Here is a 25,955-nt window from a genome sequence, read left to right as displayed (position 1 = left end):
CGACAAAGATACTTTTTTGTAAAACGCTGTACAATTAAAAATTTACGTAATAAAAAATAAAAAGTAACTTTGCAGTCAATTAAAGTTATGGTAAAAATTGGCGACATAGAACTTCCTGATTTTCCGCTATTATTAGCGCCTATGGAAGATGTAAGCGATCCACCGTTTAGAGCCTTGTGCAAAGAAAATGGTGCCGATGTAGTGTATACTGAATTTATTTCTTCGGAAGGATTAATTCGTGATGCAGCAAAAAGCGTGATGAAACTAGATATATACGAAAAAGAACGCCCTGTGGGAATTCAAATTTTTGGAGCAAATCTAGATTCAATGTTACGCTCAGTAGAAATTGTAGAAAAAACCCAACCTGATATTATTGATATTAATTTTGGATGCCCTGTAAAAAAAGTAGTTTCGCGTGGTGCTGGTGCAGGAATTTTAAAAGATATTGATTTAATGGTTTCGTTAACCAAAGCCATGGTAAAACACACCAATTTACCAATTACTGTAAAAACCCGTTTAGGGTGGGATCAAGATTCTATTAAAATTGTTGAAGTAGCTGAACGATTACAAGATGTAGGGTGTAAAGCTATTTCTATTCATGGTAGAACTCGAGCACAAATGTATAAGGGTAATGCTGACTGGGCGCCTATTGCCGAGGTTAAAAACAACCCACGCATGCATATTCCTATCTTTGGAAATGGCGATGTTGACTCACCTGAAAAAGCGATGAAAATGCGTGATAAATTTGGGCTAGATGGCTGTATGATAGGACGTGCTTCTATTGGATATCCTTGGTTTTTTAATGAAGTAAAACATTATTTTAAAACTAAAAAACACTTGCCAAAACCAACTATTTCTGAGCGTGCTAATATGGCTCGAAGACATTTACAAATGGCTATTGATTGGAAAGGCGAACACTTAGGTGTTGTAGAAACCAGAAGGCATTACACCAACTATTTTAAAGGAATCCCACATTTTAAAGAATATCGATTAAAAATGGTAACCTTAGACCACCCCAATGAGGTGTTTGCTGTTTTTGATGAAGTACAAGAAAAATATAAAAATACTACTATTACTGAATTTTAGTAGTTAAACACACACCCAATCCTTACGTTAAAAATCTTATTGTGTAATAAAATCACTAGTAATTCTATTGCTTGCAATTTTAGAGGCTAAAAAGCCAAGAATAGAAATCGTTACTATTACAATTGATAAGTTTGTCCAACGAAATTCTACTGGATAAGGCAAATTTTGCGTTACCATAAACAACCCAAATTGTTTTTGTATAAGCACTAACACCACCCCTATAAACAGCCCTACAACTGTACCAAACAACGTAAGTAAAAACCCTTGAAACACAAAAATTTGTTTAATTTCTTTTACTGTGGTTCCTAAATTAAACAAGGTTTTTAAATTGCTACGCTTATCAATTATCATCATAATAATAGCCCCAATTACATTAAATAACGCAATAATAATTACAAGTGTAAAAATAAGGTATGAAATAACATTTTCTGAATTGATAACTTTATAAAACAATTCGTTTAACTCAGCCCGAGTTTGTACTTTAAGAGTATTACCTAAAGCTTTTTGTAAATCGTTTTTTAACGAAATAGCTAAAGCCTTGTTTTTTAGTTTAATTTCTATCGCTGTTATTTGGTTTTTTTGATATTGTAATAAATCTTGCGCTAAAGTAATATTGGTAAATACAAACTTGTTTTCAAATTCTTCTGTACCACTGTATATACCCGTAATTTGGGTTTTAACATTCCTAAACGCGTTCATCGGATTAATTAATCCTTTACCTGATTTGGGCATTAAGATTTGTAATGGTTCGCCAAAATTTAAAATTCCAAGCGAAAGTTTATACGAAATTCCATTACCAATAACTGCGGTATTTTTATAATCAAAATCGAGCCATGTACCTACCTGTATAGCTGAATCTATTTCAACCACTCTATTATAAGTTGAATCTACTCCTTTAATATAGGCAATCTCTTCTTTATCTTTATAACGAAGCAATGCCCGCTCTTCAACAACCTTAGAAAAAGATGAAATATCGGTATGATTTTCTAAAATGTGTTGAATACTATCGGTAAACACAAATATTTTTCCCTTTACTGGCGTAATTTTTAAATCTGGATCTGAAGCATCTAATAACGAATAGCTAAATGTTCGCAACCCTGTAAAACCAGAAAGAATAATAAATAAAGCCAAAGACCCTACAATTACACCAAAAGTGGCTATAATCGTAATAATGTTAATCGCATTGTTACCACTTTTAGCAAACACGTATCTTTTAGCTATGTATAACGGAAAGTTCAATACTTATTTTTTTTTACGACGGGGTAAAATTTCTGGATTTTTTATTGGATTTTCATCATCTCCCTTTAAAGATTTGTCTATTTTTTCAATATAATCTAAAGAGTCGTCTCCAAAAAATAAGAGTTCTGGCATTTTTCGTAATTGATTTCGAGTAAGTTTTGCCAACTCATGTCTAATAAGTACTGTGTTTGATTTTATTCCTTCAACAATTTGCGCTCTCTTTTCAGAAGGAAAAATACTTAAGTATACTTTAGCAATACTTAAATCTGAAGTAACCGAAACCTTAGAAACAGATATAATTACTCCTTTCATACCTTCTTGAGCCGCTTTTTGTAATATCGCTACCAAATCTTTTTGCAATACTCCTGCAATTTTGCGCTGTCTGTGTGTTTCTTCCATTCGGCAAATTTAATGATTATTTTAGTTGTTTTAACACAATAAAATAAGCATTAAAATATGTTTAAATATAAAGAGTTAATAACGCTCTTTACTTTTACATATTACGGATAAAATCAGTTGACTTATGGGGTGTAAATTTTATTTTTAATGGCATACATTACTAGCCCTACTCTATTACGAACATTTAATTTAACAAATAAGCTATCGCGATAACCATCAATTGTTTTAGGACTTAAACACATTTTATCTGCAATTTCTTTATAGGTAAGTTCAGTACAAGAAAGTTTCATAAAAGTAAGCTCGTTTTCTTTAAACTGATGTGTTGTATTTTCTTTACCCGAAACCGTATTTATTAATAAATTAGTTACATTTTTTGTATGATAAAACCCATTATCAATAATTTCTGACAGGGCTTTATACAACACTTCTTTTTCGGTATCTTTTAATAAATATCCAACAGCACCAGCTTGTATCATTTTTAAAATAGTAGTATCTGTATCTTCAACCGACAATGCCATAACATATACATTTGGATGGTTTTCTACAATCCATTGTGTAGTTTCTACACCGTTCATAACAGGCATATTTACATCCATCAAAACAATATCTGGAATGTTCTTAGGCGATGCAGAAAATTTTGCTACCACCTCTTTCCCATTTTTACAGGTATATAAAACTTTAAATTTATCAAACATATTAACCATACTTTCTATAGCTTGTGATAATAATGTATGATCGTCTACAATTACAACCGAATATGTCATTAGAATAATTTTAAGTTAAATCGTTGTTCTTTGGCACTTTATTTATTTGTTTAATCTTTCTTTTCTAAAATCTTTACTATTAAAAACGATAGTTAATTATAAGAGTTGTGCCTTTATTATTTTTAGAGGTTAAATTAATTTCAGCCTTAATTAAAGCTGCTCTGCTTTTAATATTACTTAAGCCTATACCTTTACTTTTTATAGTATCTGCATTAAAACCAATCCCATCATCTTCTGCTTTAATATTTAACTCATTTTTTTTAAAATCGAGTATCACATTTAATTTTGAGGCTTTAGAATGTTTAATGGTATTTGAAAAAAACTCTTGTAAAATTCTAAAAATAATAATTGCCGCTTTTTCATCAATCGGTTGTTCTTCTCCGATAACATATAAATTAGAAGCTATAAAATTCAGTCTGTTAAAACGATCAATCTCTAGTTGAATTGCTTCTTTTAACTGAATGTTTTTGATTATTTCAGGATTAATTAATTTCGACAATAACCGAACCTCATTTAACCCTTTCGAAATCGTTTCTGACACTTCTTTTACATTTTCTTTGGTAGCCGTTTGTATTTGAATTTTTGCCAAGGTTAATAACTGCCCTATATTATCGTGCAACTCCCAACTAATATTACGTAAGGTTTCTTCTCTAATTTCTATTTGTGTTTTTGCTATTTCATTTTCAAAACGTTTTTTTGCTTCTTTTTGCGCTTCTAATAATTTGTTTTTTCTACGCTGAAAAACAACAAAAAGAACTATAACTGTAAAAGCCATTAATAGCACTAATACAGAAGTAATTATAAATATTATTTGTTCTTTGGTTTCAACCATATAAAACCTAATGAATAACAGCCATATAAAATAAAATTTAGCGACACTAAAATAATAACAAATAATCGGTTATCAGACTTAAAATAATCAGAAAAAATCATAAAAGGAGTCATTCCTACATTAAACAACAACAAACCTGTTGCAATCCAAAAACGAAGTTCTGTTTTTACATTAAGCACCTTATCACTATCTAATAATTCAGAAAAATAAAGTAATGCCGAAATAATCGTAATTATAGCCCCACAAACAAAAGTAGGAATTTGATATTGATTCCAACTTAAAACCATAAAATTATAAATACCATACACAGAAAAAATAAAAGCTAAAAAAAGTAATATTTTTTTATATTTCTTTTTTTCTAAAATGGAATAAAACCAATAAAAGAAAAATAAAAAACTAAAGTAGGTGTAGATAATGTATATCCAGTAATTATTGCCTGATTTTAAAATTTTCCAATACGACAACCCTGCCATTTCAACAAAAAACACAGCCCATAGATAATACAAAAAATACCTTTCAGTAGTGTTTTTATATTTCTTATAATATATAGTTGCTATAATTGCAGCTAAAACTTCAAATACTAATATTATATAAATTAAATCAGAAAAAGCCATTATATTTTTATCTATTTCATATCACGCGGAGGTTGACCTCCTATACCAAAATTATAGCCATCTACTCCTTCTATAACCTCATCTTCTGCCACATAAAAAAAGTTGTTCACATTACTGGCTTTTGGTGTTTTTTGATGAGTTGGCATAAAAAACATCGTTACATCACCCCCTTTATAAGCTCCTAAATACACTCGAATACCCAAGCCTTTCAATCCTTTTTTTTCCGCCTCTTTTTCTACATAAGCAAGATATTGCTTTAAGCCCTCAAGACTATAGGTAACATCTCTAACATCTGGTTTCTTTTCTATCCCTAAAGCTTTATAAGCCTCTTGAATAGATTTTACCCTAGTGTTTAAATACTCTTTTTGCAATGCTTTAGCTTTTTCATATGAAATAGCATTTTTAGGTTTTTCAAAATTTTCAGCATTTTGCTGATTAACACATGATGTAAGAATAAACACGCAACTAGCTAACAGATAAAAAAAATTGTTAATTGATTTCATAACACAATTATTTAAAGTTAATAAACCACAAGTTACGGTTTTAACCAAAACACAAATAATCTATTTCTCCCAAAATACATTTAATTAATTTATTTACAGCTTTTTATAATATTTTTTTAACAAAAAAAAGAGGTTATGCTTTTTTTAAAAGGGTGTTTTTCCTGTATAAAAAACAAGCAATTAACGGTTGCACACGCATAATGGCTTTTAAATATTTGCACACACATATTTTTTATGTTTTTTTTAAGTAAAAGAACAGGGAAGATTGCTTGAGTATAATCAAAGCATCTAGTTTAACTAGATGCTTTTTTTTACAACTAATCAAATTCTATTATTACAGAACTAAAATAAAAAAATAAACGTTCAAATTATTAAAAAAATTATTAATTACTACTTTTTAAACACTTTTGAATAACATATCTTTACCTCTAAATAAATTTTTGCCAAACAAAAAAATATTTAATTTAAATTTATCCCTATGAAAAAAATAGAGCATATAGGCATTGCTGTAAAAGATATAGAAAAATCTAACACCTTGTTTTCTGCTTTATTTGGCAAAAATGAATATAAAATAGAGGAAGTAATTAGCGAAGGTGTTAAAACATCGTTTTTTAAATGTGGTCCAAACAAAATAGAATTACTCGAAGCCACTAATTCTAACAGTGCTATTGCAAAATTTATAGAAAAAAAGGGAGAAGGCATACATCATATTGCTTTCGCTGTAAAAGACATAAAACAAGAAATTACACGACTACAAAAAAAAGGATTTACAATTTTAAATTCTACTCCAAAAAGGGGAGCCGATAATAAATTGGTTGCTTTTTTACACCCCAAATCAACCAACGGTGTGCTTATTGAATTGTGTCAAGAAATAGAATAGTTAAAATATAATAAACTAGTAAGGTCAACTATTTTAAATTAGTATCTTGCAACGCAAAAAAAGAACGTAATTTTATATGACTAAGTCTTTCGATTCGTATCAAAAAAGACGTTTACAATCGTCGTACATTTCGGTTATAATTAGCATTGCTTTAGTGTTATTTATGATTGGAATACTAGGCTTAACACTACTAAAATCGACTAAAGTTGCCAATCATTTTAAAGAAAAAGTAGCGATGACATTGTTTTTAAAAGATAATGTGAAAAAAGATAGCATACAAAACTTACGCACTTTTTTATCAACACAACCCTATACCAAAAAAATTATTTTTGTTACCAAAGAAGAGGCCGCTAAAACTTATAGCAAAGATATTGGAGAAGATTTTTTGCAATTTTTAGGCACAAACCCTCTAAAAGATGGTATTGACTTATACTTAAAAGCCGACTATGTGACTCCCGAAAAAATGGAAGACCTCAAAGTTAACTTTGACAAAAACAATTTAATTGCAGAAGTTTCATACGATAAACCACTTATTACACTACTTACCAAAAACATAAAACGAATTAGTTTTTGGCTATTAATTTTAAGCTGCTTTTTTGGGCTAATCGCTATTATTTTAATCAATAGTTCTATTCGGCTATCTATCTATGCTCGGCGATTTAATATTAAAACCATGCAAATGGTAGGTGCTACTAAAGGTTTTATTCGTCGACCGTTTATTTGGCAAAGCATTAAATTAGGCATGATTGCCACCTTAATTGCATTAATTGGTCTAGGCACTGTTATTTATTATTTAAATAAACTTGCGCCCTCTTTGGCACTCGTTAAAGATTATATTTCGCTCACATACCTAGTTGGAGGTATTATTGTAACAGCTTTTGTAATTACTTGGTTAAGTACTTATTTTGCAACTCAACGGTTTTTAAACTTGCAAACAGACGAATTATATTACTAGCATGAAATGCTTAAAAATATTGAGCATAAATAACAAATACTCGCCAAATAAATTTTAAAAATAAAAACCTATCGAAAAAATAAAATAGATGAAAAAAAATAAAAACATAGAAAAACCCCAATTTGTATTTGGTAAAAAAAATTACCAATTTATGCTGTTTGGAATTGGTATAATTGCATTAGGTTTTTTATTAATGGCAGGTGGCGGAAGTGATGACCCTAAAATTTTTAACGAAGCTATTTATAGCTGGAGAAGAATACGTTTAGCCCCTACTTTAGTTCTTTTAGGTCTTGGTCTAGAAATTTATGCAATTCTTTTGAATCCTAAAAAATAACCATGAGCATTTTACAAGCTATTATTTTAGCAATTATTGAAGGAATTACAGAATACCTACCTGTTTCTTCTACAGGTCATATGATTATTGCCTCTTCTTTTATGAAAATTGCTTCAGATGACTTTACCAAACTATTTACCATCGTTATTCAATTAGGTGCCATTTTATCGGTAGTGATTCTATATTGGAAACGATTTTTTCAAAGTTTTGATTTTTACGCAAAACTTTTTGTAGCTTTTTTACCCGCTGTTTTCTTAGGTCTTTTATTAAATGACATAATCGATAGTCTACTCGAAAGTCCTATTACTGTTGCCTTTACTTTAATTTTAGGTGGAATTATACTACTAAAAGTAGACGACTGGTTTAAAGGAAATGAAAAAATAGACCCTAAAAACCCAACAGCCCACACAAAAATTAGTTATTTAACAGCTTTAAAAATTGGTTTTTTTCAATGTATTGCCATGATACCAGGTACATCGCGAAGTGGTGCCAGTATAGTAGGCGCCATGACACAAGGAATTAACCGTAAAACAGCCGCTGAATTTTCTTTTTTCTTAGCCGTACCAACCATGTTTGGTGCTACTGCAAAAAAATTATACGATTATTACAAAGCTGGTTTTGAATTAAATGACACTCAAGTTAATTGTTTAATTATCGGAAATATTATTGCTTTTATAGTTGCCTTATTTGCTATTAAATCATTTATTGACTATCTAAGTAAAAAAGGGTTTAAAATTTTTGGATATTATCGAATTTTATTAGGTGTTGTATTACTAATCATTCACTTTTTTATTGGTAAATTAATTATTTAAATAAATGCTAACGGTCAAAGATTTTGAAAACGGACAAGTTTTATTAATTGATAAACCTCTAGAGTGGACCTCTTTTCAAGCCGTAAATAAATTACGCTGGCATATAAAAAAACAATTTAATCTTAAAAAAATTAAAGTAGGTCATGCTGGCACTTTAGATCCATTAGCAACGGGCTTATTGTTAATTTGTACCGGAAAAGAAACAAAAAACATCACAACTTATCAAGGGCAAATAAAAGAATATACTGGCACTTTTGTTTTGGGTGCCACAACCCCTAGTTACGATTTAGAGACCGAAGTAAATAACTCATTTTCTACTGCCCATATTACTGACGACTTAATACACCAAACAACCCAACAGTTCGTAGGAAAAATTTTACAAAAACCCCCTATATTTTCTGCCATAAAAAAAGACGGAAAGCGATTATACGAATTAGCAAGAAAAGGCGAATCGACTACAATAACGCCACGCGAAATAGAAATTACTAGTTTTACAATTACCAATATTACATTACCAAAAGTTGATTTTAAAGTGGTTTGCAGCAAAGGCACCTATATTCGTTCGTTAGCTCATGATTTTGGATTAGCCCTAAATTCAGGAGCTCACTTATCGGCTTTACGACGTACTAAAATTGGTGAATTTTCAGTTAAAAATGCCTTGAGTATTGAAGATTTTGTAAACAGCTTATAAAAATCGATTATACCAACTTTCTGAAAGAGGTGTTTCCCAATAGTTTTCTAAGTCAAACTTTGTATTTACTAAATTATCGAAAACAATAGTTTTAGCGGTTACAGCCCTATCTTTAATCAATTTTTTAAAGTCTTTTAGCTCTTTATATTGAATATATTTTCCTTGCTTAAAACACACATTCATTTTATCTAATAATGTTATACTGTATTGCTGTTCCAATTCTAAAACAAAGGCAATTTGTTGATTGATATCAGCAAGAGAAACAGAGACATCATCGTCTACATAAAAAATAATAAATCTATCGTATTTTAATTCAAAAGATGCTTTAAAATTAGCAATATCACTATTCCAAAATGTTACAAAATCTTGTAATTTATTAGTAAGCGAAGTTATTTCTTCAGCATAAAACTTTCTACTCGAAGGGTAAATCCAAACCCTTGCTTGATCTGATAACGTATTAATGGGTGTAAACATCAAAACAAAGATACTGAAAAGCACAAAAATAACACATACCAGAATTATAATAACAAACAAGCTATTTTTAGCTACTCAAAGATTTTATTAATAAATTTAATTGAGCTTTGGTATGATTCGCATTTATAACAATTCTATTAATTTTTTTATTACTTGTAGGATAATAAAATGAGGTTATAATTATGTTTTTAAGCATTAATTTATCTCCTATCTCTTCATTTTTATGAAAAAAAACAGGATACGATTCGGTTGCATTTATTTGATTATTACCTTCTAATTTACTAAAAACATAGGCTACATTTTTCTTTAGTTTTACCAGCTGTTTTTTATATATTCCTTTTTTTTGCGCCTGCATAAACGCATCTAAATAGGCAGCGCTCATACCTGCACTTCCAATAAACAACGAATCTTTTTTAATGATTTCAATAATTTTTTTATCTCCTGCGATAACCCCTCCATTAATTCCAAAGGCTTTTCCCAACGAAGAAGTAATTATAATTTTTACACGTTTATTTTTAGTTATTTGATTTGAAATACCACAACCATTTTCTCCTAAAACCCCCAAACTATGCGATTCATCTAATAAAACATAAATAGTATTGCTTGCATGTATTTTATCTAAAAAATTAAAAGAAAATGGAGCTGTTTCTAACATAGCAATAGCATCTGATAAAATACAAATTGTTTTGTTTTTCAGTTTAAGCAATTCTGTATTTAACACATTATTTACCGTATAAATAGGCACTGCACCATCTCTTAAAATAGCAGGATGTGTTTTAGGCATATAAAAAAACACATCAGTTAGTTTGGCTAGTGCTCGTAAAGAAAATATACCTGCTAAAGTACCTGAAGAAACGGTTACACTCTGCTCCTTTTGTAAAAATTTTGCAAAAAACAACTCTGCTTTTTTATATATATTTAACTGTATATTCGCTTTTCTAGAGCTACCATAAGCTGTGCCCCATTTTTTTGTTTTTTTAGCAACAATTTTTTGAAATTTTGTAAGTGACGAAATACCTAAATACGAAGTGCCACTAAAAAACAAATACACTTTATCTTTAACAATAATTTTAGTATTAGGTATTTTATTTAACTGTATCATTACAACAAAGTAGCTCCTATTCCATTTTTATTAGCATAATAAACGGTTCCTTTTTCTATAACCACTCCTTTTGCAATGTCTTTTTTCAATAATAATCCGCCATCCATATCTACATAATCTAAAAGTGGTAATAAGTGTGCAATAGCAGATATACCAACTGTTGACTCGGTCATACACCCCACCATTGTTTTCATTCCTAATTTTTTCGCCTTTTCTAACATTCTTTTGGCCGGTGTTAATCCCCCACACTTGGTTAATTTCACATTAATACCATGAAACAATCCCAAGCATTTATCTACATCACTCTCTATAATACAACTTTCATCCGCGATAATAGGTAAAGCACTTTTTTTATATAATTCAAGTGCTCCTTCTGTATTATCCGCTCTTAAGGGCTGTTCTAAAAACTCGACTCCTAACTCTTTAAGTTTAAATGAATTTTGAATTGCTTGTTCAGTAGTCCAACCACAATTTGCATCAATTCTAAAAAGAGCTTTACTATGCTTTCTTAACTCAGTTACTATACGAATATCGTCTTTAGTTCCTAATTTTATTTTGTATATCGGCCATGGCAATTCTTTCATTTTTGCAACCATTTTTTCAATAGAGTCTATACCAATTGTATAATCTGTTTTTGGATTATTATTAGTTTTTAACCCCCAAAGCTCATATAATTTTTTTCCTTTTTTTTGCGCATACCAATCATTAAAAGCCATATCTAAGGCACACAAAGCGAATAAATTTTCTTTAAAATACGGATATAGTACTTCCCAAAAACGAGAAGGTGTTTCTTGAGATAACGAAGTGATTAAATCTATATTCTTAGCAATAATTTCTGTCATATTTTCAACAGTAATGTTGTAATACGGGTTTGAAGTAGCTTCACCCAAACCTGAAAAGCCATTGCCTGTTAACTCAACAATTAACGAAGGTTGAAAATTATGAGACTCTCTAGAAATAGTAAAAGTATGTTTTAACTCAAGGTTATAGGGGTGTAGTTTAATATTCACTGCAAATAAATTAAATTAAACATTTTTTAATCTGTAAAGTTATAAAAAAAAACAAGTTTACTATTAAAAAAGTTAATTCACATAATTATAACTCATATATTATCAATATGTTATGCTTCACAAGCAAAAGAAATAAGAACTTTTTAATAATATATATACTGAGTCTCCAAAACGAACAACTTAAGAAGATTTGAAAGTTTAAATAAAAACAATCAAACAAAACTCCTCTATAAAAAAAAGAAGTCTTCTTAAGAAGACTTCTAGGATAATAAAGATGTATCCCCCAATTCATCTTTTATTATAGCAATTAAGCTGGGTCAAATGTAAAAAGATTTAAACTTAAGTTTTTATTTTTTTTACATTTTTTTTATATATTTATTTGCAAAAAACGCAAAAAAATTATATGAAATTAAAAATAGAAGACCAATTATTCAACTATATTAAACAAAAGACGCCAAAAAAAACCTCTTTAATTGAAGAATTATCAGATGTTTTAGACATCAGTTACGATGCCGCCTATAGAAGAATAAATAATAAAACCGCCTTATCTTTTGAAGATGCATTAAAATTAATACGACATTATAAAATACCTATTTACAACCTTTATGATTTTATAAAAAACGAATCCATTTTTGTAAATAAAAACACACAAGAAGATATTGAAATTTATTTTGAAAATATAAATTTATTTATCAAACAATTTTTAAAACATGAAAATATAAATATCCTTCTTGTCTTAAAAAATATACCGCTCTTTCACATTCCAAACAACACGCTACTAGCTAAATTTAACCTATACACTTTTTCTAATATTCATTCAAATTCTTTAGAAACAAAAAATATAGAACTAAATAAGTTTACAGTAAAACCTTCATTAATTCAGCTCCTAAAAGACTATAAACGTTTTTTCAAAAAAATGAATATTACTGAAATATGGAGTACCACCACTATTGACAGCTTTTTATATCAAATTTATTATTTTCACAAGGCTAAGCTTATACAAAAAAATGAAGCGATACAACTCTGCGATGAAATAACCACCTTAGTAAACGATATAGAGGTAAAAGCAACTAATGAGCTTTGGTGTAGTCAAGAGCATACAAATTATACAATATACCAAAATAAATTAATCAACTTAAACAATATATTGTTTTTCAGCTCTTCTAAAACAAAAGCTGCTTTAATACCATACACCTCACTCTCTGAAATAATTATTGATGACAAAAAAACATGTGTCGAAATTGAGTCTTATTTAAAAACCCAATTACAATTTGCTAAAAAAATATCAGGTGATGCTGAAATTGATAAACGTATATTCTTTACCAGTATGCATGAAAAAATAGACCAACTGAAGCATCAACTAAAAACAAAAACCCATCTTTCTTTTTTTTAAAAATAAATATCTATCTTATAAAAAATACAACCGTGACTTTTTTACTTTTAATAATTTATTTTTAGCCTCCTCTAAAAAATAAATTATGTAACCCAAAAATTTTGTACTTTTGTGTTAATTATTTTTTATTATGTTTAGCCAATCTGAAGAAAACTATATTAAAACTATTTATCACTTAGCGAACACCATAAACAAAGGAGTTAGCACAAATGCAATTGCCAAAAAGCTAAAAACAAAAGCTTCTTCGGTTACCGACATGATTAAAAAACTATCTGATAAAAATGTAGTTATTCACAAAAAATATAAAGGAGTTATTTTAACTGATTTTGGTAAAATAACTGCCATTTCAATTGTTAGAAGACATCGTCTTTGGGAAGTGTTTTTAGCTGTAAAATTAAATTTTTCTTGGGATGAAGTACACGAAGTAGCTGAACAGTTAGAACATATAAAATCTCCCAAATTAATTGAAGAATTAGATGCTTTTTTAGGGTTTCCAAAATATGACCCACATGGGGACCCTATACCAAACAAACAAGGCGATTTGCTTTCTGTAAAAAAAACATTATTATCAACTTTGGTAAAAAATGAAAGCGGGGTTTTTGTAGGCGTTAACGATTCTTCGCCAACATTTTTACAATACCTAGATAAAATAGGCATTACACTTGGAGAAACTATAAAAGTATTAGAAAAAGAGCCATTCGACAACTCATTATCAATCAAGATAAATCACGAAAAAGTATCTATTTCAAATAAAATAGCAGCTAATTTATATATTCAAAAACAATGAGTTCTAAAAACCCAATCCTATTACTCGTGTCGTTTTTGATTTTAACAACACTACTCTATTACACATTTAGACCGTTTAAAGGGTGGTTTTACTTACTTAAAAAAAATCTTAAATCAAACTTAAAAGTTGCTGTAGAAGACATTTTAAAAAGTCTTTACCATAGCCAAGAAAATGGTGATGAAATAACTCTTAACAACTTAACCAGAAAACTACCCCACAACAATCATTTACTAACTAAAAGTATAGATAAAATGATTGAAAATAAACTAATATATAAAGATAAAGACACCTTTAAACTTAGCGAATCAGGCAATGAATACGCCCTTAGAATTATACGAGCTCACCGCCTTTGGGAAAAATTTTTATCAGAAAAAACAGGATTTAAAAAAGAAGAATGGCATCAAAGAGCTGAAAAAAAAGAACACGAATTAAGCTTAGAAGAAACTGATAAACTAGCTGCTATTTTGGGCAACCCTAAATTTGACCCACATGGCGACCCTATACCCTCTAACACCGGTAAAATAACCTCAAAAAAAGGAAAACCTCTTTCTAACTTAACCGTAAATAGCATTGGCGAAATTATCCATATAGAAGATGAACCAGACATTATTTACAAACAAATTTTAGCAGAAAACATCCACTTAGGATCTCAAATAAGAATAGTAGAAAACAACAACACAAGAATTGTTTTTCATGCAGAAGGCGAAAAATTCACCTTAGCTCCGATTGTAGCTAAAAACATTACTGTTGTTGTTTTAGAAAAAAACACAATTAATGAAGAAAACATAGCGCGACTTTCTAGCTTAAAACTAAACGAAACTGCAGAAATAATAGGGATTTCTAAAGAATGTAGAGGCGAAAACAGACGTAGATTATTAGACCTTGGCTTTGTAAAAAATGCAAAAGTAAGTGTCGACTTACTTAATCCTTTAAAAGACCCAAAAGCATTTTTAATAAAAGGAACAAGCATCGCTTTAAGAAATAATCAAGCAGAAAAAATTTTAATTAAAAAAGTATAGCTATGAGTAACAACACAAAAAATCAGTGTAACGACTGTATTCATCATACGGCAGAAGGATTAAAAAAATTAGGAATAAAAACCGATGAGTTTGACTTTGTTGTAGCCTTAGCAGGAAACCCTAATACGGGTAAAAGCACTGTTTTTAATTCGCTAACGGGGCTAAGACAACATACTGGCAATTGGTCGGGCAAAACAGTTACTAGAGCAGAAGGAGCCTTTCAATACAACCATCAAAAATTTAAATTGATCGATTTACCTGGAACATACTCATTACTCTCTACTTCTGAAGATGAAGAAATAGCTCGAAATTTTATTCTTTTTGGCAAACCTACAGTTACGGTAATTGTAGTAGATGCCAGCAGACTAGAACGAAATTTAAATTTAGTACTACAAATATTAGAAATAACCGACAAAGCTATTTTATGTCTAAACTTAATAGATGAAGCTAAACGAAATAACATAACAATTGACACCCGAACATTAGCAAAAGACTTAGGAATACCAGTAGTACCAACAAGCGCAAGATTTAATCAAGGCATTCCTGAACTAATTAAAACGATAAGCGAATTAGCAAACAACAAAATACAATGTAAACCTCGAAAAATAAAAAACCTTCCTGCTCCTGTAGAAAAAATTGTGAATACGTTAAGCAACGAAATAAAAAAAGAATTTCCAACCATTTCAAATAGCCGATGGTTAGCTTTTCGCTTATTAGAAGGAGACACACAAATAATTGAAAGACTAAAAAAAGGACAATTTATTTAACCACAATGAACACAAATAAGGCAGCAGATTATATAATTAACCTTTCAGAAGAGTTACGATGGAAAATTGGAGATGATTTTCATGATAATTTGGTAGAAAGTATTTATGCCGATGCATCTAAAATTGTAAACGATGCCGTAAAAAAGGAAGGTAAAAAAAACAAAGAGCGATTAGATGCTAAAATAGATAAAATTGTTACAAGTAAAATATGGGGCTTCCCTATAATGATTCTTCTTTTAGCAATTGTGCTTTGGATAACTATTGTTGGAGCCAACTATCCTTCTTCTATGCTATCAAATGTATTATTAGACACTGTTCATCCTTTCTTAAAAAAGACCGCTAATGGCATTGCTATGCCATGGTGGCTAAGTGGTTTTTTAATCGATGGTGTATATTTAGCTGTAGCATGGGTAATTGCTGTAATGTTACCCCCAATGGCAATATTTTTCCCTTTATTTACCTTATTAGAAGACTTCGGATACTTGCCAAGAGTCGCCTTTAATATGGATTATTTATTTAAAAAAGCAGGAGCTCATGGTAAACAAGCCTTAACAATGAGTATGGGTTTTGGTTGTAATGCAGCAGGGGTAGTTGCCACTCGTATTATTGATAGCCCTAGAGAGCGTTTAATTGCTATTATTACTAATAATTTTTCTTTATGCAATGGTCGTTGGCCAACACAAATATTACTGGCAACCATATTTGTTGGGGCTGTTGTACCAAAATCATACTCAAGTCTACTATCATTAGTCGCTGTAATTGGCATTGCCATTTTAGGAATATTCTTTATGTTTTTCTTTTCTTGGATACTGTCAAAAACCATTTTAAAAGGAGAAGTTTCTACATTTAATTTAGAACTCCCCCCCTATCGTCCTCCTGTTTTTTGGAAAACAATATACACTTCTTTAATTGATAGAACTCTTATTGTTTTATGGCGAGCTATTGTATTTGCTGCTCCTGCTGGAGCCGTTATTTGGTTAATTTCTAACATCAACATTGAAAACCAAAGTATTGCAGCTTGGTTGGTACATTCTTTTAATAATTTTGGATTTTTATTTGGCTTAAACGGCGTTATTATATTGGCTTACATCATCGCAATTCCTGCAAACGAAATTGTAATTCCAACCATACTAATGCTAACCGTTCTTGTAACTGGAATTTCAGCTGGCGCTGGTGCTGGCGTAATGTTTGAATTAGACTCAATAACAGAAACTTCCGAAGTTTTAAGAGCTGGAGGATGGACCCTATTAACCGCTATAAACGTAATGCTATTTAGCCTATTACACAACCCGTGCAGCACTACCATATACACCATATATAAAGAAACAAAAAGTAAAAAATGGACTTTTATAGCCACTTTTTTACCTCTTATCGCAGGGTTTATAGTTACCTTTATAGTTGCCCAAATTTGGAGAATTTTTAGTTGATTTAAAATATAAAAAAGTGCAAACCTATTTTTGTATTCCTTTTTGTATTTTGCAGTAAAATATTTTTGTGCAAAATTCAACAACTTTTCAAGTGTACAATGCTTCTGCTGGTAGTGGAAAAACATTTACACTGGTTAAAGAATATTTAAAAATTCTTTTACTCTCTAACGATATTTTTCAATTTCAAAAAGTATTAGCAATAACCTTTACCAATAAGGCAGCGGGCGAAATGAAAGAACGCGTCTTAAAAAACCTACAAGCCTTTGCCGAAGGTTTTGAAACAGATTTGCACGCTAAAATTTTAGAAGAAACAGCTTTAGATAGAGATGTTATTAAAAAACGAAGCAAAAAAATTATAGACGCTATTTTACAAAATTATTCAGCTTTTTCAATCACCACAATTGATAGCTTTACCCATAAAATTATCAAAAGTTTTGCCTACGACTTAGGTCTTTCGTTAAACTTTGAAGTAGAAATGGATGCTAATTTATTGCTAAATGAAGCCGTTGATTTACTTATCTCTAAAATAGGAACCAACCCAGAACTTACCAAAACATTAATCGATTTTTCACTTGATAAAGCAGACGATGATAAATCATGGGATATCGCTAATGAATTATACGAGTTTTCTAAAATACTTTTAAACGAAAACGACGCCCATCACTTTAATAAATTAACGCAAAAAAAAATAGCTGATTTTACCCTACTGCGACAAAAACTAGCGCAACATCAAAAACAGATAAAAAATCACGCAAAAAAAATCGGAGAAGAAGGTCTACAGGCAATAAACACAATGGGATTAGCGCATAACGATTTTTATCGATCCATGCTACCAAACCACTTTGTTGCGTTGACTCAAAATATTGAAAAAGCTAAGTTTTTCGACCAAAATAAACTTCGAGAGCGCATAGAAGAAAACAATTTTTACGCTAAAAGCAAATCAGAAGATACAAAAACAGCTATTGAAGGTATTATACCTCAATTGTTAGATTTATATCAAGAATCAGAACAACTCTTTCAACAATTCACATTAAATAAATTAATTTTAAAAAGTCTTATCCCATTAGCTGTTTTAAATAATATAAATTTAGAGCTAACTACTCTAAAGCAAGAAAATAACGTACGGTTAAACGCCGAATTTAACCAACTAATTTCCGACAGTATAAAAGATCAACCTGCACCATTTATTTACGAACGTATTGGGCAACGTTTTATGCATTATTTTATTGATGAAATGCAAGACACATCGGTTTTACAGTGGCAAAACTTAGTTCCGTTAATCGATAATGCTTTAGCACAAGAAAACAGTAGCTTATTATTGGTAGGAGACGGTAAACAAGCAATATATCGTTGGCGAGGCGGGCAAGCAGAACAGTTTATTAACTTAGGATCTGATGGTCAAAATTCGACAAATCCATTTCATGTTGCAAAAACAACAAAAACCTTAGAAACAAATTATCGTAGTTATAGCGAAATTATTGATTTTAATAATCATTTTTTTACGCATGTTGCTAATTTTTTAGAAAACGAAAGCTATAAAAAACTTTATATAGAAGGTAACAAGCAATACGAAAACAAAAAAAAAGGTGGATTTGTATCGCTCACTTTTTTAGAAAAAGAAGAAGAAAAAACAGAAGAGTTAATAAAATATCCTAAAAAGGTTTTAGAAAAAATACATAGTTTACTCAACCAATTTCAACCAAACGAAATTTGTGTTTTAACTAGAAAAAAGAAAGAAGGGCAAGAGATTGCTCAATTTTTATCGGAAAATGAAATTCGAGTTGTTTCGCCAGATAGTCTGTTACTTAAAAATAATTCAAAAATAAATTTTATACGAAACGTTTTACAAATAATTCAACACCCCTATGATGAAGAAACACGATTTGAAATTTTATATTTTCTACACAATCATTTAAACATAGTCGAGAGTAAAGATTTCTTTTTTCATCGGTTTGCTAAACAATTACCTTGGTCTATTTTTAACCAATTAAAAGAATACGGCATTTTGTTTACACAAGCTGCTTTTGAGCAGTTACCTTTCTATGAAAAAATAGAAACTATTGTACGAGTTTTTAAATTGGCAACAACTTCTGATGCCTACATCCAATTCTTTTTAGACATTGTATTAGAACAACAGCAAAAAGGAATTAGTATTCAAGAGTTTTTAGATTTTTGGGAAGAAAAAAAACATGTTTTAAGCATTGTTGCGCCTGAAAATTCAAATGCCGTACAGGTTATGACAATACACAAATCAAAAGGATTAGAATTTCCTGTCGTTATTTTCCCGTATGATTTAGATATCTACAGACAAATAAATCCTAAGGTTTGGCTAAACCAATTGCCCGAAAATTTTAGTCCGTTTAATGAATTATTAATTCCTTTCAATAAAGATATAAATTATATAAATGATAGAGGATTAGAAATTTACCACGAACAAAGAGCTGTTTTAGAATTAGACAATTTTAACCTTCTATATGTGGCATTAACAAGAGCTGTAGAACAGCTACACATTATTACCGAAAAAAAGACAACTATTAAAGGAGAAGAAAATACTAATTTTTACTCAGGTATTTTTATCAATTTTTTAAAGCAAAAGCAATTTTGGAAAGAAGATGTTTTAGAGTATAAATTTGGAAATCAAAATCGCAATAGTATTCCAAAAAAAGAAAAATCAATTGTTACTTTACAACAAGAATTTATTTCGTCTCCTTGGCAAGAACACAATATTTACATGTTGGCAAACGCCTCTAAACTTTGGAATACAAAACAAAAAAAAGCTATTGATTTTGGTGTTTTAATCCATGAAATGATGGCTAAAATTATTACAAAAAATGATGTGAACACTATAGTACACCGTTACCAACAACAAGGCATACTTTCACAAGATAAAACAATAGACGTAACCAAAAATATTAATCAAATTGTAAATCATCCCGAATTAAAAAACTACTTCTCTAATCAAGTAACCGTATTTAATGAAAGAGAAATCTTAGCCATTGATGGTCAAATTATAATTCCTGATAGATTAGTTTTTAACAAAAAACAACAAGTAACTATTATAGATTACAAAACAGGTAAACCTTCTAACACTTATCATCAGCAATTATTGAAGTACGAACAAGTTTTAAAAAAAATGAATTGTGAAATAGAAAAAAAACTACTCATATATATAGGTAAAGAAATTTTAGTAGAAGAAGTACATTAAAAAATTTCAAACTTGTAACTTTACACCCTTTAAAATTTAACACCTCCATTTCAAACCTTTAATCTAATACAACTAACAATTATGTACGGAAAAATTAAAGAACAATTACAACAAGAAATTCAAGACATTAAAAATGCTGGATTATATAAATCTGAACGTATTATTACCTCTTCGCAAGATGCTGTTATCAAAATTTCAACAGGTGAAGAAGTAATTAATTTTTGCGCCAACAATTATTTAGGTCTATCAAATCACCCCGAAGTAATTCAAGCAGCAAAAGACACGATGGACACACACGGTTTTGGCATGTCTTCAGTACGCTTTATTTGCGGCACCCAAGACATTCATAAGCAACTAGAAAAAAAGATTGCTGATTTTTACACTACCGAAGACACCATATTATATGCCGCAGCTTTCGACGCTAATGGCGGGGTTTTTGAACCTTTACTAACTAGTGAAGACGCCATTATTTCTGACAGCTTAAACCATGCTTCTATTATAGACGGAGTTCGTTTATGTAAAGCAGCACGCTATCGTTACAATAATAATGACATGACTTCTTTAGAAGAACAATTAATTGAAGCCAACAAAAAAAATCACCGCTTTAAAATTATTGTTACTGATGGTGTCTTTTCTATGGATGGTATTGTCGCTAAATTAGACAAAATTTGTGATTTAGCTGATAAATATGATGCTTTAGTTATGGTAGACGAATGTCATGCTGCTGGGTTTATTGGTAAAACAGGTAGAGGAACCGTAGAATTAAAAAATGTAATGAACCGTGTTGATATTGTTACTGGCACTTTAGGAAAAGCTCTTGGAGGTGCTATGGGAGGGTACACTACTGGTAAAAAAGAAATTATTGAAATATTGCGTCAACGTTCTCGTCCTTATTTATTTTCAAACTCATTAGCCCCTGCCATTGTAGGAGCATCGCTAAAAGTTTTTGATTTAATTAGTAACAACACCTCTCTTAGAGACAAGTTAGAATGGAACACTAATTACTTCAGAACCCAAATGGAAAAAGCAGGTTTCGATTTAGTAGGCGCCGATGCTGCCATAGTACCTGTTATGTTATATGATGCTAAACTATCACAAAAAATGGCTAATAAATTATTAGACGAAGGAATTTATGTAATTGGCTTCTTTTACCCTGTAGTACCTAAAGAAAAAGCGAGAATTCGCGTACAATTATCCGCTGCACACGAAAAAGAACATTTAGATAAAGCTATAAAGGCATTTGTGAAAGTTGGGACAGAATTAAACATTCTATAAATATCTTTATAAAAAACTTAAAAAAAATTATATTTTTTTGTAGATTTGGTTTTGTAAATAGGTTTTTAGACCTTACATTTGCTCTAAATAAAACGAACTTTTAATTTAAATTTATTGATAATGAAACAACTAAAATTAGCTGTAATGGCTTTATTTATGCTTGCAGTCGCAAACGTTAGCGCGCAAGATTCAGACAACCCGTGGGTGGTTGGTTTTGGGGTTAATGCGGTCGATATAAGACCTGACTACAACAACACCTTTGGAAAATATGCTGAAGATTATATCGGTCTTGGAGACTGGAATATCTTACCATCAATTTCAAGAATAACTGTTGACAGATACTTAGACAGTGGTTTCTCTTTACAATTAGCAGGATCTTTAAACAAGATCAAAACTATTCATTCAAAAGATGACGTTGATGAACTTTATTGGGCTATCGATGCTAATGTAAAATACGACTTAAACAATTTGTTTGGTCAAACTGGCTGGTGGGATCCTTACGTATATCTTGGTGGAGGCTACACCTCTATAGATGATCAAGGTGAAGGAACATTAAACGCTGGTCTTGGATTTAACGTTTGGTTTAACGACAACATCGGTTTAAACTTTCAATCAGGAGGGAAAAAAGAATTTGGAAACAAAATACAAGATCACTTCCAACATTCTATTGGTTTAGTGTTTAAATTTGGAGGAAAAGACACAGACAACGATGGTATTTACGACAAAGAAGATGCTTGCCCTGAAGTTGCTGGTTTAAAAGAATTTAACGGATGTCCTGATACAGACGGTGATGGCATTAAAGATTCTGACGATGCTTGTCCTGAAGTTGCTGGTATAGCGGCATTAAACGGATGCCCTGATACTGACGGCGACGGTATTGCTGATAAAGACGATATGTGTCCTAACGTAAAAGGTTCTAGAGCTATGAAAGGTTGCCCTGATACAGACGGTGATGGCGTAGCTGATAAATCAGATAAATGCCCTAAAGTTGCTGGCCCTGCAGCAAATGGTGGATGCCCTTACCCAGATAGCGACAAAGACGGAGTTTTAGACAAAGACGACAAATGCCCTAAAGTACCTGGTGTAGCTTCAAATAACGGATGCCCAGAAGTAAAAGAAGTTCCTGCTCACCAAATCAGCAACTTAAACGATTTTGCAAGAGCAATTTACTTCAACACAAGTAGATCTTCTTTCAAAACTGGTGTTACTCAAAAATTAGACTTAATCAGCTCAATTATGAAAGATTATCCTGCTGCTAATTTTGTTATAGAAGGACACACCGATAATACAGGTTCAAATACCTTAAACCAAAAATTATCAGAAAAAAGAGCTTCTGCAGTATTAAACTATTTAGTAAGTAAAGGAATTTCTGCTAACAGATTATCTTCTATAGGATACGGTGAAAACTACCCAATTGCTGACAACAACACAGCGCAAGGTAGAGCTCAAAACAGACGTGTAGAAATTAAATTAGCAAAATAATCATTTAATAGCTTAACTATTAAATTAATAAAAGGCTACTCAAATGAGTAGCCTTTTTTATTTTTTATTCCTTAAAAACATCTTTTATATTTACACATAACAACATTAATAAACACCTCTTTTAAACAAAACCAATCTTTACTTAACTTAAAGTTACATAAACAATAAAAATGAAACGGAATAAAAGAATTATATTGATCCATTCTAACATTTTTAAATACAGATATAAAGCGTTTTTACACAATTATAAGTAGCTAATAATACGATAATTTACAACCAACCACAACCACTTTCATTTAATTAATAACCAAAAAAAACGCACTCTAAAAAAAGCCAAATAAAAAGAAGAAAAAGTTTTTATTTTTGAGATAAAAAGCTACCTTTGCAGGAATTTTAAAGCCACTATATTTAAGTGATATGCATCGAAAAATAACTGTAAAAAAAATCACATTATTACTGCTTTTAACCTCCTTAACCACGTTTGGTATAACAAATAAAGAGCATGATAATTCGGGCGCCGATAAAAAAACAGCGGTAAAAGAATATATTCAGCACCACCTAAAAGATTCGTACGATTTTAGTTTGTATTCGTATACTACAGATGCAGGTGAACACAAATATTTAGGGTTTCCTTTACCTATAATTCTTTGGGATAATGGGTTAAAAGTGTTTTTATCTTCAAAATTTAACCATGGAGAAACTGTTGCTGAAGTAGATGGTAGTTATTACAAAATTAACCATGGTAAAATATACAAAACCGATGCTAACGGAACAATAAATTATAACGAGGAGCACCATCCTACCAATACAAAACCATTAGATTTTTCTATCACAAAAAATGTATTGATGATACTGATGGTTTTTTCTTTAATGCTTTTCATGTTTAGTAGTATGGCAAAATCATATAAAATAAACAATAAAATACCTAAAGGAATTGCACGTTTTTTAGAACCCATTATAATTTATGTTCGTGATGAAATTGCACGTCCTAATATTGGAGAAAAACACTATAAAAAATACATGCCTTATTTGTTAACCATATTTTTCTTTATATGGATTGTAAACTTATTTGGGTTAACTCCTATTGGCATGAATGTTACCAATAATATCGCGGTAACGCTATGTTTGGCTTTAATAACTTATTTTATTACTACTTTTTCAGGTAATAAAAATTATTGGAAACATATTTTTTGGATGCCAGGAGTTCCTGTTCCCATGAAAATAATTTTAGCCCCTATAGAGTTATTAGGCACCTTTATTAAACCTTTTGCTTTAATGATTCGTTTATACGCTAACATTACGGCAGGGCACGTGGTATTAATGAGTATTATAGGGATGGTTTTTTTATTCCAAAATTGGATAGGTAGTTCATTGTCTTTTTTATTAGCTTTTGCATTAGCTCTTTTAGAATTATTAGTAGCTGCTTTACAAGCTTATATTTTTACGGTGCTTTCTGCCTTATATTTTGGCATGGCAGTAGAAGAACATGACGACCATTAGTTTAATAAATTGAATGTTTAATTTTTAATTATATATATTATGGAAATTCCAGCTATTGTAGGAGCAGGTTTAGTAGTAATCGGAGCAGGTCTCGGAATCGGAAAAATCGGTAGCTCTGCTATGGATGCAATTGCACGCCAACCTGAAGCTACAGGAAAAATTCAAACCGCTATGCTTATCGCTGCAGCGTTAATTGAAGGTATTGGTTTCGCAGCATTATTTGCTGTATAAACTAAAAACAAATAAAGAACAGCTATAACGGTTGGTTATAGCTGTTCTTTTAAAATTAAACAGATTATTTTTGAGATAACAAACGATTATGGAAAAATTATTTGAACAGTTTTCAGTAGGTTTATTTTTTTGGCAATTAATACTTTTTATTGCACTTTATTTATTTTTGAAAAAGTTTGCTTGGAAACCAATTTTAAACGCTGTAACTGACAGAGAAGAAGGTATTAAAAATGCCTTAGCATCTGCAGAAGAAGCAAAAAAAGAAATGCAAAATTTACAGGCAGACAATGATAAACTGCTAAAAGAAGCCCGTGCTGAAAGAGATGCTATGTTAAAAGAAGCTCGCGAAATAAAAGACAATATCATTACAGAGGCTAAAGAAGAAGCTAAAGAAGAAGCTGCTAAAATGATTGTAAATGCAAAAGCGACTATTAACCAAGAAAAACAAGCAGCTGTTGCAGATATAAAAAAACAAGTAGCAGAACTATCTATTGGTATTGCAGAAAAAGTAGTGAAAAAAGAGTTAGCTTCTTCTAGTGACCAAACAAAACTAGTAGAAGATATGTTACAAAACATTACTTTAAAATAAGCAGGTAGATGAAAGGAACAAGAGCAGCACTACGTTACGCAAAAGCTATTCTAAACCTTGCAAAAGAACAAGGTCTAGAAAGTGAGGTAAATAATGATATGCAATTAATAGCCGCAACGATTTCTAATAGTACCGATTTAGAAACAATGCTTAAAAGCCCTGTTATAAAAGCGGCCGACAAAAAAAAGGTATTAACGGCCCTTTTTTCTGACAAAATAAACGCTATTTCTTTAAGTGTTTTTAATTTATTACAAGAAAACAAGCGAATGGTTATGTTGTTACCTATTGCCAAACAATACACCATTATTTACGATCATTTAAAAAGCATACAAGTAGCCAAGGTTACTACAGCTGTTCCTTTAAACAAAGAAACCGAAGAAAAAATAGCAACAAAAATAGTTGCTTTAACAGGCAACAAAGCCAATATAGAAAACATCGTTGACCCTAAAATAATAGGCGGATTTATTTTGCGCGTTGGAGATATACAATACGACGCAAGTATTTCTAACCATTTCAACGAATTAAGAAAAGAGTTTGACAACAGTCATTACATTTCAAAAATTTAATTAAAGCTAAAAGCTTAAA

At 30.5% G+C, this 25,955-nt stretch carries 25 protein-coding genes and 1 pseudogene; 17 read left to right on the top strand and 9 right to left on the bottom strand.

Annotated elements, in window-relative coordinates:
* The first annotated feature begins 87 nt into the window (after positions 1–87).
* Positions 88–1,086, top strand: coding sequence for a tRNA dihydrouridine synthase DusB (gene dusB, locus AB2B44_RS06845; RefSeq protein ID WP_369048988.1), 999 nt, complete (start codon positions 88–90; stop codon positions 1,084–1,086).
* 36 nt (positions 1,087–1,122) lie between these two features.
* On the opposite strand, the gene AB2B44_RS06840 is transcribed toward dusB, so the two are convergent.
* The 6 genes from AB2B44_RS06840 to AB2B44_RS06815 form a co-directional block, all read right to left on the bottom strand.
* The gene (locus AB2B44_RS06840; protein WP_369048829.1) at positions 1,123–2,325 is read right to left on the bottom strand and encodes an ABC transporter permease; all 1,203 of its coding nucleotides are present in this window, start codon (positions 2,323–2,325) and stop codon (positions 1,123–1,125) included.
* Positions 2,326–2,328: 3 nt separating this feature from the next.
* A complete protein-coding gene (gene rbfA, locus AB2B44_RS06835) occupies positions 2,329–2,724 on the bottom strand; it encodes a 30S ribosome-binding factor RbfA (RefSeq protein ID WP_369048828.1) in 396 nt (131 codons plus the stop codon).
* A gap of 122 nt (positions 2,725–2,846) precedes the next feature.
* A complete protein-coding gene (locus AB2B44_RS06830; protein ID WP_369048827.1) occupies positions 2,847–3,488 on the bottom strand; it encodes a response regulator in 642 nt (213 codons plus the stop codon).
* A 79-nt stretch (positions 3,489–3,567) separates the two neighbouring features.
* Positions 3,568–4,320, bottom strand: a complete 753-nt coding sequence (locus AB2B44_RS06825) for a sensor histidine kinase (protein WP_369048826.1) — start codon at positions 4,318–4,320, stop codon at positions 3,568–3,570.
* The gene (locus AB2B44_RS06820) at positions 4,296–4,934 is read right to left on the bottom strand and encodes a hypothetical protein (protein WP_369048825.1); all 639 of its coding nucleotides are present in this window, start codon (positions 4,932–4,934) and stop codon (positions 4,296–4,298) included. The genes AB2B44_RS06825 and AB2B44_RS06820 overlap by 25 nt, the downstream gene beginning before the upstream one ends.
* A gap of 11 nt (positions 4,935–4,945) precedes the next feature.
* Positions 4,946–5,437 (bottom strand): hypothetical protein, encoded by a 492-nt coding sequence (locus AB2B44_RS06815; RefSeq protein WP_369048824.1) that lies wholly within the window; start codon positions 5,435–5,437, stop codon positions 4,946–4,948.
* Positions 5,438–5,915: 478 nt separating this feature from the next.
* Between AB2B44_RS06815 and mce the strand changes: the two genes are divergently transcribed.
* The 5 genes from mce (at position 5,916) to truB (ending at position 9,109) form a co-directional block, all read left to right on the top strand.
* Complete coding sequence (gene mce, locus AB2B44_RS06810; protein WP_369048823.1) at positions 5,916–6,317, top strand: methylmalonyl-CoA epimerase; 402 nt, start codon at positions 5,916–5,918, stop codon at positions 6,315–6,317.
* A gap of 76 nt (positions 6,318–6,393) precedes the next feature.
* Complete coding sequence (locus tag AB2B44_RS06805; protein WP_369048822.1) at positions 6,394–7,272, top strand: cell division protein FtsX; 879 nt, start codon at positions 6,394–6,396, stop codon at positions 7,270–7,272.
* A gap of 88 nt (positions 7,273–7,360) precedes the next feature.
* A complete protein-coding gene (locus AB2B44_RS06800; protein WP_369048821.1) occupies positions 7,361–7,606 on the top strand; it encodes a DUF3098 domain-containing protein in 246 nt (81 codons plus the stop codon).
* 2 nt (positions 7,607–7,608) lie between these two features.
* Positions 7,609–8,418: an undecaprenyl-diphosphate phosphatase gene (locus AB2B44_RS06795; protein ID WP_369048820.1), complete on the top strand. Its 810-nt coding sequence runs from the start codon at positions 7,609–7,611 to the stop codon at positions 8,416–8,418.
* Between the two features lie 4 nt (positions 8,419–8,422).
* Complete coding sequence (truB, locus tag AB2B44_RS06790) at positions 8,423–9,109, top strand: tRNA pseudouridine(55) synthase TruB (protein ID WP_369048819.1); 687 nt, start codon at positions 8,423–8,425, stop codon at positions 9,107–9,109.
* On the opposite strand, the gene AB2B44_RS06785 is transcribed toward truB, so the two are convergent.
* The 3 genes from AB2B44_RS06785 to AB2B44_RS06775 form a co-directional block, all read right to left on the bottom strand.
* Positions 9,104–9,583 carry an ABC transporter ATPase gene (locus AB2B44_RS06785; protein ID WP_369048818.1) on the bottom strand — a complete coding sequence of 160 codons (480 nt, stop codon included), beginning with the start codon at positions 9,581–9,583 and terminating at the stop codon, positions 9,104–9,106. The genes truB and AB2B44_RS06785 overlap by 6 nt on opposite strands.
* Positions 9,584–9,650: 67 nt before the next feature.
* Positions 9,651–10,685, bottom strand: a complete 1,035-nt coding sequence (locus tag AB2B44_RS06780; protein ID WP_369048817.1) for an aminotransferase class I/II-fold pyridoxal phosphate-dependent enzyme — start codon at positions 10,683–10,685, stop codon at positions 9,651–9,653.
* Positions 10,685–11,695 (bottom strand): dipeptide epimerase, encoded by a 1,011-nt coding sequence (locus AB2B44_RS06775; protein ID WP_369048816.1) that lies wholly within the window; start codon positions 11,693–11,695, stop codon positions 10,685–10,687. Before AB2B44_RS06775 ends, AB2B44_RS06780 begins: the two co-directional genes overlap by 1 nt.
* Positions 11,696–12,098: 403 nt before the next feature.
* On the opposite strand from AB2B44_RS06775, the gene AB2B44_RS06770 reads away from it, so the two are divergent.
* From AB2B44_RS06770 to atpH, 11 genes and pseudogenes are all read left to right on the top strand, one after another.
* Positions 12,099–13,088, top strand: coding sequence for a hypothetical protein (locus tag AB2B44_RS06770; RefSeq protein ID WP_369048815.1), 990 nt, complete (start codon positions 12,099–12,101; stop codon positions 13,086–13,088).
* A gap of 130 nt (positions 13,089–13,218) precedes the next feature.
* Positions 13,219–13,875, top strand: a complete 657-nt coding sequence (locus tag AB2B44_RS06765) for a metal-dependent transcriptional regulator (RefSeq protein ID WP_369048814.1) — start codon at positions 13,219–13,221, stop codon at positions 13,873–13,875.
* The gene (locus AB2B44_RS06760; RefSeq protein WP_369048813.1) at positions 13,872–14,894 is read left to right on the top strand and encodes an iron dependent repressor, metal binding and dimerization domain protein; all 1,023 of its coding nucleotides are present in this window, start codon (positions 13,872–13,874) and stop codon (positions 14,892–14,894) included. Before AB2B44_RS06765 ends, AB2B44_RS06760 begins: the two co-directional genes overlap by 4 nt.
* A gap of 2 nt (positions 14,895–14,896) precedes the next feature.
* Positions 14,897–17,088: pseudogene (gene feoB, locus AB2B44_RS06755) on the top strand (ferrous iron transport protein B).
* Positions 17,089–17,155: 67 nt separating this feature from the next.
* A complete protein-coding gene (locus AB2B44_RS06750; RefSeq protein WP_369048812.1) occupies positions 17,156–20,293 on the top strand; it encodes a UvrD-helicase domain-containing protein in 3,138 nt (1,045 codons plus the stop codon).
* Positions 20,294–20,374: 81 nt separating this feature from the next.
* Complete coding sequence (gene kbl, locus AB2B44_RS06745) at positions 20,375–21,568, top strand: glycine C-acetyltransferase (RefSeq protein WP_369048811.1); 1,194 nt, start codon at positions 20,375–20,377, stop codon at positions 21,566–21,568.
* A gap of 120 nt (positions 21,569–21,688) precedes the next feature.
* The gene (locus AB2B44_RS06740; protein ID WP_369048810.1) at positions 21,689–23,050 is read left to right on the top strand and encodes an OmpA family protein; all 1,362 of its coding nucleotides are present in this window, start codon (positions 21,689–21,691) and stop codon (positions 23,048–23,050) included.
* A 417-nt stretch (positions 23,051–23,467) separates the two neighbouring features.
* A complete protein-coding gene (atpB, locus tag AB2B44_RS06735) occupies positions 23,468–24,550 on the top strand; it encodes a F0F1 ATP synthase subunit A (RefSeq protein WP_369048809.1) in 1,083 nt (360 codons plus the stop codon).
* 39 nt (positions 24,551–24,589) lie between these two features.
* On the top strand, positions 24,590–24,781 hold the full coding sequence (gene atpE / locus AB2B44_RS06730; RefSeq protein ID WP_369048808.1) for an ATP synthase F0 subunit C: 192 nt from the start codon (positions 24,590–24,592) through the stop codon (positions 24,779–24,781).
* 88 nt (positions 24,782–24,869) lie between these two features.
* Entirely contained in the window at positions 24,870–25,370 is a 501-nt protein-coding gene (locus AB2B44_RS06725) for a F0F1 ATP synthase subunit B (protein ID WP_369048807.1), read from the top strand.
* A gap of 8 nt (positions 25,371–25,378) precedes the next feature.
* The gene (gene atpH, locus AB2B44_RS06720; RefSeq protein ID WP_369048806.1) at positions 25,379–25,936 is read left to right on the top strand and encodes an ATP synthase F1 subunit delta; all 558 of its coding nucleotides are present in this window, start codon (positions 25,379–25,381) and stop codon (positions 25,934–25,936) included.
* Positions 25,937–25,955: the final 19 nt, after the last annotated feature.

This window comes from Tenacibaculum sp. UWU-22 (genome assembly GCF_041021355.1).
Classification (GTDB): Bacteria; Bacteroidota; Bacteroidia; order Flavobacteriales; family Flavobacteriaceae; genus Polaribacter.
The sequence above is the reverse complement of the archived record's forward strand: the minus strand, read 5'-3'. Positions and strand labels throughout refer to the sequence as shown.